Source organism: Rhodopirellula sp. UH5, assembly GCF_056839225.1.
In genome coordinates this window covers 4,428,755-4,444,321 of the sequence record NZ_CM166390.1, presented here as the reverse complement: position 1 = coordinate 4,444,321, position 15,567 = coordinate 4,428,755, and the positions used below count along the sequence as shown (strand labels likewise).

At 56.6% G+C, this 15,567-nt stretch carries 2 protein-coding genes (1 of these 2 running past the window's edge); one reads left to right on the top strand and one right to left on the bottom strand.

The window, feature by feature from the left end; translation table 11 throughout:
- Positions 1–200: 200 nt before the first annotated feature.
- Positions 201–1,667, bottom strand: a complete 1,467-nt coding sequence (locus UH5x_RS15685; RefSeq protein ID WP_482632951.1) for an Lpg1974 family pore-forming outer membrane protein — start codon at positions 1,665–1,667, stop codon at positions 201–203.
- A 621-nt stretch (positions 1,668–2,288) separates the two neighbouring features.
- On the opposite strand from UH5x_RS15685, the gene UH5x_RS15680 reads away from it, so the two are divergent.
- Positions 2,289–15,567 carry the 5' end (the start) of a hypothetical protein gene (locus tag UH5x_RS15680; protein ID WP_482632950.1) on the top strand. Its footprint extends 15,758 nt past the window's final position, so the window shows 13,279 of its 29,037 coding nt (coding positions 1–13,279); it begins with the start codon at positions 2,289–2,291; its stop codon lies beyond the right edge, outside the window.

Sequence of the window (15,567 nt, the reverse complement as noted above, 5' to 3'; positions counted from 1 at the left end):
AAGCGGTCGCTCAGAAGTTCGAATGGGTGTCAGGCAATTGTAAAAGAATTGTCAGGCACCCGGATGCATTGGTGTTTTGGGGGAATGTATCCCCAATTGGCATCTTCGTTTCCCGGTTTTCGATGCGTTGAAGTTTGCAAAGCAGGACTCCAACGCGATGAAAGACTGGCCTTCCCCGGGAGTTGTTGGCTGGGCTGGGCTTACAATTTGACGACGGCACCGAAGGACAGTCCAAAGAAACTGAGACCGTCATCCAGCGGACTGTCGGTGGAAATCCCACTGTCAGGACCAAGGAACGTGGCCGGCGGGTTGGGGCCGCCCACTTGCGTGAAGTGATGGGCTTCGAGTGCAACATGCATTTGAAGCAGGTCCCAGGGTGAGTACTCGATTCCGAATTGGAGTTCGGTGTTGCCGGTGAAGTGGCGGGCCGCATTGTTCGAATCGCGAACGTCGATGGAATTGAGGCTTTGTGTGACTTCATTGAAACTGTCCGAGACGGAAAAGTCTTGGTGCCCGTACAAGAGAGATCCACGCAGCGAGGTGAACAGTTGCAAGCGATCCAGCGGAAGTTGATGGAAGGCTGCGAGGGCAACGGTCGGGCCAACTCCTCGGAACTGGGAAGACGCATGCACGGTTCCCACATCGGTGTTGGCGGCGTATCCCTGGCCAACCTGGGCGTAACGCAGACCGGTGTAGAGATCCAATCGGGGCGCAATTCGCTTTTGCAATTCGAAATCCACCACATCGGAGTGAATCGTGCTGGCGAAGCTTCCTTCATTGATGAAGGCCAGTCCGGTTGTGATGTCGCCGTCTTCGGAGAGGTAGCCGATCGCTCCCTCTTGGAAGGTTGGGATCAAGCCGTTGTCCTCGTTGGCGGTCAGCGACGTGCCTTGGTCAAACCGCCAGTAGCGAGCTTGGAATCCCAATGTGCCGTCCGATTTGTGCTGGCCAACTTGATAACGGTAGCTGTATTCCAGTTCCCAAGGGAACATGATCGAGACGTACTCATCGACGGATCCATTGTCGTCGTGATCGCGTTCAACAATCAACGCCGTGGTGTTGGATTGAAAGGGTTGGACAAACACATTGTCGAAACTCGCAAACCATTTTGTGGGAAGTGATTCACGGCGGCTTTGTTCCTTCGCATCCAATTCATGTTGCATTCTTGCGATCTGATTGCCCTGGCGAATCATCAGTGTTTGCAGTTCAGCGACTGGTGAACTGTCAGAGATGGACGCTGCGATACCGCTGTTGTATGCGACCGGTTGCACATCGCGATCCAGTTTCGCTTTCGATGTTGCATCGAGGCCGAGAGCGGAGGATTTGGGTTCGGTGTCGCGGAGCTTGCTTTTGCGGTCGCTGTTTTCGGAAGCGGTGACAGGGGTTTCCGCAGTGCTTTCCTGAGCACGGTCTTCCAACGAATTCAGGCTTGCGAGATGAAAGCTGGCTCCTCCGCTCGGCTTCTTCGATGGGCTGTTGAGGGGTTGGGCTGTTTCGGCATTCACCGTGACAAGCGTGTTGAGAGGCGTTGGAGAGTCGGTGCTCGCGTAGTCACCGTATTGCGGCCAAGCCTGTGTTAGACGCCGCAGTCCAGCGTCCTGCGCCAGCAAGCTTCCTGCAGTGCAAAGAGTGCACAGGGGCAGTGCGACCATTGTCCAAAATCTCATCCATCAATCCCAGTTGGCAGAGCATGCTGTATTGGTCCGGTTGATCAAGGCAGCCGCCGTTGAACGCTTCTTGCTAGCTGAACCGGTAGGTGAAAAGGCATTTCGAGATCATCCTGCTATGGAATTCCGGCTGGGGGTGTCAATGTGACTTTGAGCATTTTGTTTGTGGCCTTTTTGAAGACGCTGGCCCCCGCTGAGCAAATGCAGTGCCTTTGATTTGCTGGCAGACGGCGGAACATCGTGTTTTGTTCATGCTTTGAGGCGGGTGTGGATGCCCGAATCTCGCTGAATGCCAGTTTTTCCTCAGTTGTTTTGCCTTTTTGCTAAAGCCCGCAATTTCATCAGCTTCTTGGAGTTTCGACCTCGTTCATCAATTTGATACTTCTTTCGCTCACTCTCGGCTTCCGGCAGTGCATGCAAATTTAGTGTCCACCAGGTTCGACATCGATGAATTTTGAAAAACGTTTGACTGCCATTTTTGAGAGTGTTCGCAGAAGTCAAACGACGAAGTCAAGCCGTTTGCGAGGGCGCAGGGCGAAACGATTCGGCAGGAAGCTCAGCGTCCAGGCGCTGGAGGCAAGGGAGCTGCTCGCAGGTGACCTTTCTTTGGATGCCGCTGCCTTGGGGGAGACGAGTCTCGGGGGCGACAACACCATTCAGTTGAGTATGTCGGGCGACAACCTGCGGGTGGTCGTTGACGGTGGTACGCCGACGACTCACGATCTCTCAAGCTTCGACAGTGTTTCCTTGGATGCGGGAGCTGGCGATGACACGATTGAGGTGATTGGCAGTCTGGATCTGGAGAACTCTGACAGCGATCCACTCGGTCTCAACCTGACGGCCGATACGATTGTCGTCGCTGCAGGCGTCGATATCAAAGCAGGTGATGTCGATTTCCATGCCGTCGGGGACGATTTCAGTTTTGCCCAATCGTTGCCGATTGATCCGTTCAGTGTTTTGGCAAGCGATCGCTTGATCCAACTGAACACGGGGTCTTCGATCGTTGGTGGTTCGATCAAACTGCACGCGGACCGGATCTCCTCTTACGTCAGCTCTTTTCAGCAGTTTGGCGGCGGTGAGAAGAACGCGGAGATCGAGATCGAGGGTGCGACCATCACGGGGACGTCTGTTTCGATCACGGCCAACGCCGAAGATGAAAACCTCAATGATTCTGTGCCCGAGTTTCTGCAGAATTCGGTTCTGCGTTTTGTGGAGGATTATCTGCTCGATGGCATCATTCCCAAGGTGCCTTTGGCGGTGATGATCCGCAGCAGCGAGGCATCGATTGATATCAACGCGAGCAGCATCAGTGCAAGCAGCGGTGATGTTGACATCATTGCCAAAGCCGTCTCGGATGCCACGACGAAGGCCGTCGCAAACAACACGACCAATGAGTCGGCAGGGACCAGTGCGTTGGGCAGTGGACTGGCGTTCTTGAACAGCATCAGCGCTGGGTATTCGCAGGCCGAATCTTCGGCGACGGTCAGTTTGAGTGCGACGACAACCGTGGATGCGTCGCGGCATGTGAAGATTGAATCGGATGCGGAAACGATTGCCTCGGTTGCGGCAGCCACCGTCAAAAATCAGACGTCTGCATTTCGAACCAACCCGGCTCCGCCTGACACCTCCGCGTTGGCTGCGTCGCTAGCCATCACCAATTCTCAGACAACGTCGACGGCAACCGTCGGGTCGCAAACGATCATTCACGCGGGTGGAAACGTTGAAGTCAACGCGATCGGCCAGGTTGAAAATGAAGCGGCAGCGGCGGCTGAGATTCGTGAAGATGGCCGCGGGGCATTGAGCATCGCGTTGGGATTTGATGACGCCAACATTCAATCCCAGGTCGATGGCACGATCACTGCCGCTGGTACCGTCAGCACTGCGCTCGATCACAGTGCATTGCAACACGCCACCAACACGATCAACATTCCCGATCACGGACTGTCCAATGGCGATCGGCTGACTTACCAGGCGGTTCCGACCGGCAGTGCGGCTGCTCAGGTGATTGCTGGTTTGATCAACCAAGAAACTTATCAGGTTCAGGTCGTTGATGGCGACAACATTCAATTGGTGCGCAGTTCCGCGATCGATCTTTCCGCAGCAGCGACCAATTCAGCGTCGACGCATTCTTACGCGAAACGCGATGCTGTGTCCTTCAATCCTGCCACGGCGGTGGATGTCGGGAACAACACGATCACGGTCGGTACGACTGGGATTCAAGAAGGTGGATCCGTGGTCTACATGGTGGGGCACGATGCCACGCCAGTGCCGGAGTTGCAGCCCATTGGCGGTCTGGCAGATCGCACACACTACGTTGCTATCAACGTGTCTGAATCAGGCGGCAACACAACCTTCCAGGTTGCGGACGCCTCCACGCAGACGGTCGCGATCGATTTGACCAGTGGAGCCGTTGGCAACGCACATGCATTGGGATTTGACAATGCGGCCGTGACCTTCAAGCCAGAGACCGTTGTAGACGACGCCGAAGATTCCATCACGATCACCAGTCACGGTTTCGACACCGGTGACCAGATCACGTACCACACCGACTCCAGTCAAAGCAGCCAGGTGACGACGCAGCAATACAACATGCTGTACAAGCCAGAGTTGGTTGAGTTTGATCCGTCGTTCACCGATGCTGCGGTGGGATCAACGGTGGATACGGACGCCAACACTTTGAATCTCCGTGTGGATCACCATTTGGTCACGGGGCAGCGATTCACTTATTCCGATGGATCTGGAACAGCCATCGGCGGATTGGTTGACGGGCAAGACTACTTTGCAATCGCTGTCGATTCGCGAACACTGCAAGTTGCATCCAGTCGAGCCGGGGCGCTTGCTGGGACTGCGATGAGTGTTTCCTCGGTTGGTTCGGGGACGGAGCATTCGTTGTTGGCCCACACGATTGATGTGATCGACGACCAAATATCGCTGCCAGGTCATGGACTGCAGACAGGGCAAGAGATCGTTTACAGCGAGGGGCAAGGCAACGCGACGACGAACGTTCTGACCGACGCGACCACGTACTATGTGATTCAGTTGGATGAGAATCGCATTCAGCTGGCCAGCACGCGAAGCGATGCGTTTGCCGGCACAGCGGTCAACCTGACCGGAGAGATCGGCGGGAATGAAGGCGAGAGTTTCTCGACTGGTTTTGGCGTTCTTTTGGTCGATGGCTCCCGCACGGAATCGACTATCAACGAGGGGCTGAATCGCCTGAACTTGCCCAATCACGGTTTGGACACCGGTACAACGGTTGTGTACCGTCCTGCAACGACTTCGATCGATGGGTTGGTCTCTGGCAATGAGTATTTGGTCAAGGTCATCGATGCGAATTCGATCGAGCTCTATGCCGATGCCACCACGCTGGCGAGTGGCAGTCCGGTCAGCATCAGTGTGCCAACCGGTTTGGATCCCGAGTCGCACGGGCTGTTGGTTGTCTATCCAGACATGGATGTCACCAGCGACACGATCTACATCGATGACCATGGATTGGTCGCTGGCGATGAGCTTGAATACAACAATCAAGGTGGTTCCAGCATTGGCGGGTTGGTCAGCGGCACAACCTACAAAATCAAGCGGGTTGATGGCGGTAGTTTTCAGCTGCTTGATGAATCAGACAACGTGATCGATCTGAGCGCGGGTGCGACCAATGGTGCCGTGCACCGGTTCAGTCTCGCCAGAAACTCGACCCATTTTGACTTCACTGCCGCGTTGCAGACGCCCTCCAGCGGGACAACGGGTGTGTTGTTTGATCCGACTGCTGGTCCAGTCGTGGATGCATCAAGCAACCAGATCACCAGCTATCAACATGGTTTTTCCGCTGACGAAACAGTGACGTATTTGGCCACAGGCGGCACGTCGATTGGCGGTTTAGTTGCAGGCACGTCGTACAAAATCGACGTGGTGGATGTGGATCATTTCCGTTTGTTGAACGCGGCGACGGACAGCGTGATCAACCTGACTGGAGCGGGAACGGCGACGTATCACGGGTTTCAACGCACAAGCTTTTTGACGAAAGCAGATTCCGCGATCAGTGGTCTGCGCAATGGCGGGACCTACTTCGTCAGTAAGATCGATGCGAATCGTTTTCGATTGACCGAAACTCAGTTGGAGGCGTTCAACGCGCAACCAGTTGCTTTTGGTGATCCTGATTCAACCAGTGATACCAAACATTACCTGGGGCAGTTTGCCGGTTCCGGCATCAGCATCACAGCCGACCTCGCAGCGAGCAACGTGGTCGATTCGGGCGCCGCTCTCGGTGGAGATGATCCCGCCTTTCGGCGTTTTTTGAGTGTGCCATCGGCAGGCGGATCAGGGATTGGTGCTGGCTTGAAGGGTTTTGCGGGAAGTTTCCTTGAAAACATGCCTTTCAAGGGAACGACAAGTGATCAGACCAACGACACGTTTTCGTTGGCTGGCACGGTGGCTGTGAACCAGGTGGATCACGATGTGATTGCTGCGACCGGCACGGGATCCACGTTGCAGTCCCCATACGACATCGTGGTGCAAGCGAGCATCGAGCAAGATGTTCAAGTGCTGTCGCGCGGCGGCACGGAATCAGCGGGTGGATCGGATACCGAAACCGGGCCATTGAAATCAAATGAGTTGCGCAAGCGTAGCTCGGACAAGAAGTTTGCCGGGAGTGCGACCGTTGGGATCGGTCTGATCGATAACAATGTGCAAGCCACGATTGGCAAGGACAGTCAGTTGGACGCCGGCCAAGCGATCGACGTCTTGGCCAGCCTCAGCTATCCCATTCGAATCGATCCGTTGGCAGCGTTGCCATTTGGCACGTCAACCATCGCGACCATTGATGATCCGCTGAGTTTCTACCAGCAAGATTGGCTCGGCGAGGTGGAGAAGCTGCAGGAAGGCAATCTTGGGATGAGCGAAATCCTGAATGTCTGGTCGGCTTCGACGACCGGTGGTGACGGCACAACCGAAGGAGATGGCGAGGCAGCGGAATATTCCGTAGCGGGAACGGTTGCTTATGTCGACTACACCAATCGAACCATCGCCAGTGTCGGCGAAGGAGCGAAGCTGAATCAGAACAGCCTCTACAGCGGAGCGGATCGACGCGTCAACGTGGAGGCCGAAACTGAAATGACGCTGCTGAGCCTTTCAGGCATGATCAGCGTGGATGCCAGCGCCAGCAATGTGAAGGACATGGTCAAAGAAGGCAAGTTCAGCAGCCCTGTTCAGCCGATCGGGAACACCGCTGGAAAGTTGGGGATCGGCGGCAGCGCACTGATCCAGGTGTTTGATCACCAGACACAAGCGATCATTCATCCATCCGCCAGCATTGAAACGGGCGTTGATGCGCCCTTGACCGTTTCTGCCATCGAAGATGTCTTCACGATCGACATTGCGCAGGCCGGTGGTGAAAGCGGCAAGGTGGGCGTGAGTGGGACGGTCAATGTTCTGCTTCAAGAGAACCAAACTCAGGCTCACATTCGAGATGGATTGACCTACACCGGCGGCGGCATTGATGTTGATGCGGACGACCAAACCACACACATCGGAATTGGCGGGTCGGTTCAGAAGGCTGGCGTGGCTGCGATTGGCGTGACCGTCAATGTGCGAGATATCGAGAAACAAACTGCGGCAACGATTGGGGACACGCGGCGAACGATCACCGACGCAGATGTCAATTTGGGATCCAACGCGATCACATTGGATGGGCACGGTCTCAGCACCGGTGACACGCTGCGCTATGTTCCTCGATCGGGAGCCAGCATCACCGGGCTAACCGCTGGTGCGATGTACTATGTGATCCGCGATAGCGGCGACCAGTTCCGGTTGGCGAGTTCGGCTGTGAACGCGACCAACGCGGTGGCCATTAACCTCACTGCCGCCACTGGGACGATTGACTTTGATTGGGGAGCAGGCCTGTCCATTGCGGCTGGATCGTTTGGCGTCTCGGTCGATGCCAACAGCGGCGGAAACCTTTGGTCCTTCGGCGTGGCGGGCACGTTTGCGGAGAACAAGAGTGCGACGCCAACCGAACCCACCGTGCCAACCCAAGAAGAGGCGGCTGCGCAGAATTCTTTCAAAACCGGTGTCGGGCTGGCGGGTGATGCAACCTGGAATGATCTTGATTCCAGCGTGGAAGCGTATGTCAGTTCGATTGGAACGCTGACAACGACCGCAGGTGGCGATCTGATGGTTCACGCCATCGAAGCGAGCAGCGTGGTTGCGGTCTCGGCTGGGATTGCAATCGCAAATTCCGACAATGCGGGCGTGGCATTGGCCGGGTCGTTCAATCGCAATTTGTTGAATCTTCGCACGTCAGCCTGGGTGGATCGCTTGGATGCGGACATTGCCGGCGCGACCACCATCCGTGCCGAAAATGATTCGGACATCGTTGCCATCGCCGCGGGCGTCTCGGGCAGCAAAGCCGGTGGGGGAATGAACGAAAAGGCAGCCATTGGTGCGGCCGTGGCGGGGTCATTCGCGTGGAACACGATCGAATCGGAAACAACTGCTGAACTGATTGACGTTACGTTGACCACCGCGGGTGCGTTGTCGATTGCAGGCGAAGACAAGAACCGAATCATCGCTGTGACGACGTCCTTGGCAGCTTCACTGGCAACGGCAACGAGCAGCATTGGTTTGGGATTGGCTGCCAGTGGCACTGGATCTTTGAACACAATCGATCGACAGCTGGTCGCTCAAATTCGCGATGGGTCGGACGTCGTGGCTGGTTCCGTCCAAGTGGCCACCGTGGATCAAGCCATCGTGCGTTCCTATTCCGTCGGCGCCAGCCTGGCGATTGGAACCAGTTCTTCCAGCACCGGGATCGCTGTTGGAATTGGTGTTTCGGTATCGGAAAATCAACTCTCGGGACAATCCCTTGCTCAGGTCATCGATTCGACGATCGAGGCGTCGGGTGCGGTCAGCGTCACCGCTGATTCTTTTGGTGCCCACTACAAGACATTGGAACAGACTGGCGGCAATGCCATCACGGCAGCAGATCTGGATGACGCTGTCGCAAAGGATTCGGACCTGGAGAACACTCCGGCAGATGAATACACCCTCGACGAAGCCGCAGACCTTTCGATCCTGGGGCGTTTGTATCGTCAATTGGAAGGGGATGAGGCAGCCGACGCGCTGGGTGGATCCGCCGCACCGATCACGTTGACGCAATTGGGCACCGAAACATCAGTGGATCCGGATGACGCTGATTCCACGGTGCAGACAGGTACCAGTTGGTTGCTGGTCAACCAAGACAAAGGGATCAGCTATGTGATTCGTTTGGTCGACGGGGAGCTTGAATTGTATCACGGCGGTGTGACAGCGATCTCCATTGCGGCGTCCGTGTCCATCGCTGCCGGACAAAACGCAGCGGCCTTTGCTGGTGGAGGTGCGGTGACGCTGAACACGATCACCAACACCGTTGATGCGCACATCATCGATTCGGATGTCACATCCAGGGTCGCAGGTTTTGGTGTCGCCGGTGTTCAGGTCACAGCGACCAACACCACTGGAATCAGTTCCGTGGTGGTTTCGGCCACGGGATCGGTTGGAATCGGATCCAACAACGGTGGCGCCGCGGCGCTGGGTGCGGCGGTGGCCAGGAACCGGATCGGGTATGAGGGAACGACTCGTAAGGCATCCAGTGCAACCGCTACGATCAACGGCGGTTCGATCGATACCGATGGCGATGTCATTGTGGCTGCAACCAGCGGGCAAGGGATCAGCGCGGCCGTTATTTCGGCATCCGTCGCGGTCAGTGCCACGGGATCCAACGGGTTGGGGCTTTCCGGTTCGGGAGCCTACGCCGAAAACAAAATCGCGGCGGATGCCATTGCCACGATTCGCAACATTGACGCGCCGACCAGCACGATCGATCACAACTTCTCGGCTCGTGATGTGAGCGTTCTGGCGTCAGACAACTCCAGCATCTTCGCCCTCGCCGGTGCCGCCAGTCTGGCTGGCGCGGCCGCCGGCAGCAACGCTGTCGCCGTGTCTGTCGGTGTCGGGTTGGCAAACAATGCGATCGATACTCAGACGGAAGCCACGATCGAAGATGCCTACTTCGAACAAATCGTCAATGGCGCGGTTGCCTTCGAATCCATCGGGGAACACGCGGGCAGCACTGAGACGATCAACTACCGAAGCATCGGCGTTGACGACGTCTTGGTGCGTGCGGTCTCGAACGGTTCAATCGATGCGATCGCGTTTGCGGCGTCGGCCAGTGTCGCCCTTTCCGGTTCCAACTCGGTCGCGCTGGGCGGTGCGGGCGCCGATGCTCGCAATCAAATCACTTCGGACACGTTGGCGACAATCGTTGACAGTCGGATCGTGGCAACGGGCGATGTGGATGTGCTGGCAACCAGTTCCGCCGACATCGACGCGATCGTGCTGGCTCTTTCGGTCAGCCTGGCGATTGGTGGCAGCAACGGCGTCGGGGCTTCGGTTGGTGTGGCGGTGACCAGCAACTTGATTGGCATCAAGACGGACGATGCGGTCACGGCGAATTATTCCACCGCGAGCGCCGAGACGATCACGATTTCGCAGAACCAGACCGTTGAAATCGTCGCCGGACCGCGTGCGGGTTACATCTATCAGTACTTGGGTGCCACGCCTTTGTCGGATCCCAACGCCAGTGATCCAGCCAATTGGCTCACGCAGCAGGATTACGGCAATTCGGAGCTTTGGAAGTGGGTTGGTTTGTCGAGTGACGGTGGTCAAACGCATGCGACTGTGATCGACAGTGGCATCGCCGCTCAAGGTGCGTTGCAGGTGCAGGCCAACTCGACCAACGAAATTCAGTCGATTGTTGAATCCGCGTCCATGGCCGCCAGTGGTGGCGGAACCGCTGGCGTGGCCTTGTCCGGTGCGGGTGTCGGCGTGACCAACCGCATTGAAATGGATGTTCGATCCACCATGGATGGCGATGGGCCCGTCGCGAGCGTGCCAGCGTACGTTGGACCTGCGGGGACTGTGATTGCCACGTTTGCCCGCACCAGTCCGGTCGCCACGGCGCAATCTTCCAATAGCCACTTGGACGCCTTCACCGGCAGTGACCTGCCAAGCATTCATGCCCAGTCGATTCGTGTCGCCGCCACTGACAACAGCGCCATTGAAGCTGTTGCTGGTGCCACATCATTGGCAGCGTCTTTCGCGGGAACCGCTGCCGTTTCGCTGGCAGTGAGTGCTTCGGTTGCTCGGAACCAGATCAACAACGACGTCCTTGCCACGATCTCTGATTCCGGCGTCTTCTCCACCGGCAGCAGCACGGTCACCGAAGATTTGCCGGCAACTCCGCCATACCAGATCACATCCACAGCGGGAAACATTGACGTCCTCGCGACCGAGAATGCCCGGATCGATGCGGTTTCGCACGCCGCCGCGATGGCGATCAGTGGCGGTCTCGTGGGCGTGGCGTTGTCGGGGGCAGGGGCATCGGCGTTCAACGACATCGATTCCAAATCGCTGGCCAGTATCGAAGACTCCAGCGTCGCCTCTTTGGGATTGTTGGCAACGTATCAAGACGCGGCGGTTGGGGTCACGCCTGCGAATCTGTCGGTCTTGGCCAGCAATGTGTCTGACATCGACGCCACCGTGGTCGCCATTTCGGCGGCGGTTGCAGGAGGCAAGTTTGCGGGAGCAGGGTCGATCGGTGTGGCCATCGCACGCAATCGCATCGGCAGTCTAGCGAGTGGTACTGCACATCAGACTCACGCGTCGATCACGGATTCGAATGTCAGCAGCGGCGACACCGCGACGATCAAGGCGACTTCTGCTGAAACCGTGGCTTCCACGTCGGCCGCGGGAAGTGTGGCCATTGCGATTGGAATCGGTGCTGGCGTTTCCGCCAGTGGAACCAGCACGCTCAACGTGGTTCAAGGATCCGTCCGTGCCATGGTCGAAGATTCTGACTTGGTTGCTCGCGACGCAATCATCCAGGCCGAAAGCGCCACCCAGATTGAACGGGCGACTGCGGTTGGGGCGTCGTTGTCGGCGGGTGTGGGTGCAGTCAGCGTGGCGATCACGGTCGTTGACAACTCGATCGCGAAAAGCGTTTACGCTGGGATCGAAGGCGAACGCACTGACCAAGTCACTGCGCTCAATGACATCACCATTGAAGCGACGACCAACGACCGCATCGAAGACGTTGCCGGTGTCACGACCAGTGTCTCGGCGGGACTCGGTGTTGCTGTTGCGGGCGGTGGTTTGGGGATCACGAACAAGATCGCCAATTCGGTGGAAGCCAAAATCGACGGTGGTTTGACCGTCACGGCGGGAGGGGATGTGAGCGTCGAAGCGATGGAGACATCTTACGTGGAAGCCACCGCCGCCAACGCCAGTCTGGCGTACAGTCCCACGGGAATTGGCGCCGCACTCGGTGTCTCGGTGATCAAAAATGAAATCAGCAGTGCCGTTCGCAGCACCATCATGGATGCCAATGTCTACGCCGCGAACGTGGACGTGCTGGCAGACACGGATGCGACCATCGAGGAGACATTCAGTGTCGCGATTTCAGCCGGTTCGAGTTATGCGGCGAGCACCAACTTGGCAACGGCCGTGCTGAAAACGCTGACTGCGGTGAGTGTCGATGCGGCAACCATCCAAGCGACGGAAAGCGTGCAGATTGTAGCGGACAGCAAAACCAAGGCTCGCAGCCAAGCGGACGGTGGTGCGCTCAGTCTCGGTGCCGCGGTGGGCATCATGAAATCCCAACTGACGGCAGGGCGGGGCACTGGTGTTGACGAAGTGGCTGCGTTGATTGAATCGGGAACGACGATCACGGCACCCAACGTCACGATTGCTGCGCGTTCGTATGACGATCTGCTTAGTAAAACGATTGCCGCTGGTGGCGGCGTTGTGGCCATCAACGCATCCCTGGCCAAGTTGGACACGGATCAGTCCGTGTCGACGTTGTTGGCCAATGGAGCCACGATCGACGGAGGCAACGTTCGCATGGAAGCGACTGCCAATCAACATGGTGATATCTCCTCGGATTCCTTCACGGTCGGTCTGGGGACCGGGGCGGGCGCGGTGGGAGATCTGAATTTTTGGGGTGACGCCAAGCTGCAAGTTGCGGGCGGTGCCGAGGTCTACGGCGACAAAGTTGTTTTGGAATCAAACAACTCGGTGACCAAGAATGGAATCAATGGAGGCCAGAACTTGCTCAGTGGTTCAGCGGGGTTGGGGTCGGCGGTGATCTTGGCGTCGACGACGAGCATCGGTTCGGGATCGGACCAAACGGGAGCCTACCTGGACATTGCCGATGGGGCCCTGATCGATGTTGCCGGCAGTGCGTCGTCCCCGGGCGTGTTGCAGATTTCTTCGAGCATGTCGACGGACGCTCGTGACCGAGTTCGGATTGAATCTGTGGCGGGTTTCGCCGCAACGACTGGCGTCAGCACGATCCATTCCAACACCGATTCGAATGTCACCATTGGTCAGGCCAAGCTGATCAATCGCAGTGGCGACATTGATATCAACACGTTCAGCGACATTGGATTGTTGCCAAGCAGCAATCTGTTTGTTGCCGCGGCCGGTCATGCGGCCGCAGGTGCGGGAGCGAGTGCCATTTCGTACGTTGACAATTCGATTGAAATCAGCGGTTCCGACATTCGTGGCGGCGAAGTGCGTGTTCAGTCCGGACGCAACTCCGACCAAGTGCCCAACCTGCTCAGCAATTCTGCGAATATCGAAGTCACGACCATTTCGCTTGGACCTTCCGTGGCGATTGGTGTTCCAGTTTCGGAAATGCACTTCACCAATGACGTGACCATCCATGAGAGCGCCAATGTCGCTGGTTTTCAAGACGTCATTTTGCTGTCCGAACGCAGTGAAGATATCCCTGCCCGCGCCGAAACGGACGGCACTGTCATTTCGCTTTCGGGCGTTCCTTATGGGTACAGCGTCTCGGACGCTGGGGAAGAGACCAGTGGAACGTCTCGTGTGAACGTGGCGTCTGGTTCCAGCGTGATCGCGGGTCTCTACAACCAAACGGCTGTGTTGGTGCGAAGCGTCAGTCTCGATGAGCTGGATGTCAGTCGATTGGCTCTGACGGATCCGAGTTTGGCAGGGTCCAGCAGCGATCCTGGGCTCTTTAAAACGGCTGACTACACGTGGTTGAAAAATCAAAGTGCTGGCGGAGTGGAGTTGGACACCGATGTTCCGTACCACTTTTCGCCGCTGAACATCGCTGGCATTCCGGTCGATTTGACCTATGGAACCTATGTGGAAGTTGCCAGCGACCACAGTGCGGGTGGAACGCAGGGAAGCACCTATCAGTTCAAACCGTCGGGCGACCGAGATCAAACGCACTCGGTCGTGATGCAGAACGAGGACTACACGGATTCCTCACGTTGGACACTGGTCGCCGGAAGTGTTGATTCGGATGCGGATGACACAATCGTTTATCAAAGCGATTTTACGAAGGCATTCGAAAGCAATCTGAACAACAAATTCTATGTCGTGAAGAATCCCAATCTTCCCAGTCCAACCATTGCGTATCGGGACGTCGGGAACTTGCTGGTGCAGCAACGGGAGACGATTTTGGGTTGGATGGGAGCTCACTCCAACAACAAAGAAGCCCTCGCCCGCTATCAGGTGCAGTTGGATGAAATCGATCGCACGATGAGTGACTTGGGACTGACCGAGACGATCGAAATCGATGGCAACACGATCACGGTGGCTCGGCAAGATCTTGATGCGTTCTTCGTTGAAATTCCTGATCTGATTGCTGCGCCGGGTTCCATCTTCATCGAAGGGGACTCAAGTGAGGTTTCGCTTGATGGGGAATTGAATGCGCGTGCGGGAGCCAACATCACCGTCCACAACATGACGCCCTTCATTCCAATCGTGAATGACGTCGAAATCCGTGACAATCGGCGTGTGGCGGTGGTGGATGGTGAGTTGACACAGTTCACGCCGGGGAATGTGTTTGTCAATTGGACGCAGCGGGCTGGCGGTAACAACAGCAGTTCCCAGGGCGACGCATCGGTCAACATCACTTCGGATGCACTTCCCAACAGTCAGTTCTCGCAGTACGGGTTGTCGGCGTCGCCGTCCAGCGCGCCGCAAGACCTGTACATCAATGGCGACGTGATCAATGAAAATGGAAGCATCACGATTTCCAATCCCGATGGAAGTGTCAGTGTCAGCGGTCAAATCCGTGGGGCGACGGTCACGATCAACGCCGGGCGTGATTTCAACCTGAACGCGCCTGACTGGCTGCACGTGAACCGTGATCCGCGTCAATACGTCAACTACCAATATCTCCGCAGCCAAGTGTTCAATGACGAAGGCAACACGACATTGCAGGAATATGACAACGCCTCCGACGTCAGTGTTCAAGACGCTGTGTATGTGAGGGTCGGGGGAACGGGGATATGGATTCCAACCGGCGCAACAGTGAATCTCGAAGAGTCGATTGAAGATGATCTTTCAGAAATTGTTGCTCAAGGAACCATCTCGGTCACGGCACGCTATCTCAATGTCAACGGGTTGATTCAGTCCGGCGTTCAAACCGTCCGGGTTTCCATTGACGAAAATTTCCGGCCTTCTGGGACAACGACCTCATTGGTAGATGCCAACGGCACGCCTTTGCAAGGAGTGAGTTTTGATCTGGCGGGGCAACCTTCGATTCCGGTCAGTGGCTACTTTGACGCTGAAAAGAAAGCGATCGTGATCGATGAGCTGGAACCTGCCGGTGGGCGAATCACTTTGGCGGGGCAGATCTTCTCGACGGGCAATGGTCGTTTGGTGGCTGCCTATGGTGTGGCAAACGTCGACATTGACAACACCAGTGAATACCCGGTCATCATCAGCGGCATTGATACCACGACGAATCGCGAAGGCATCATCACGGTGGTCGATACCGTGGCGGTCACCAAAACGGTTTACACACGCACATCCAGTGGAGTGCAAGAAAAGT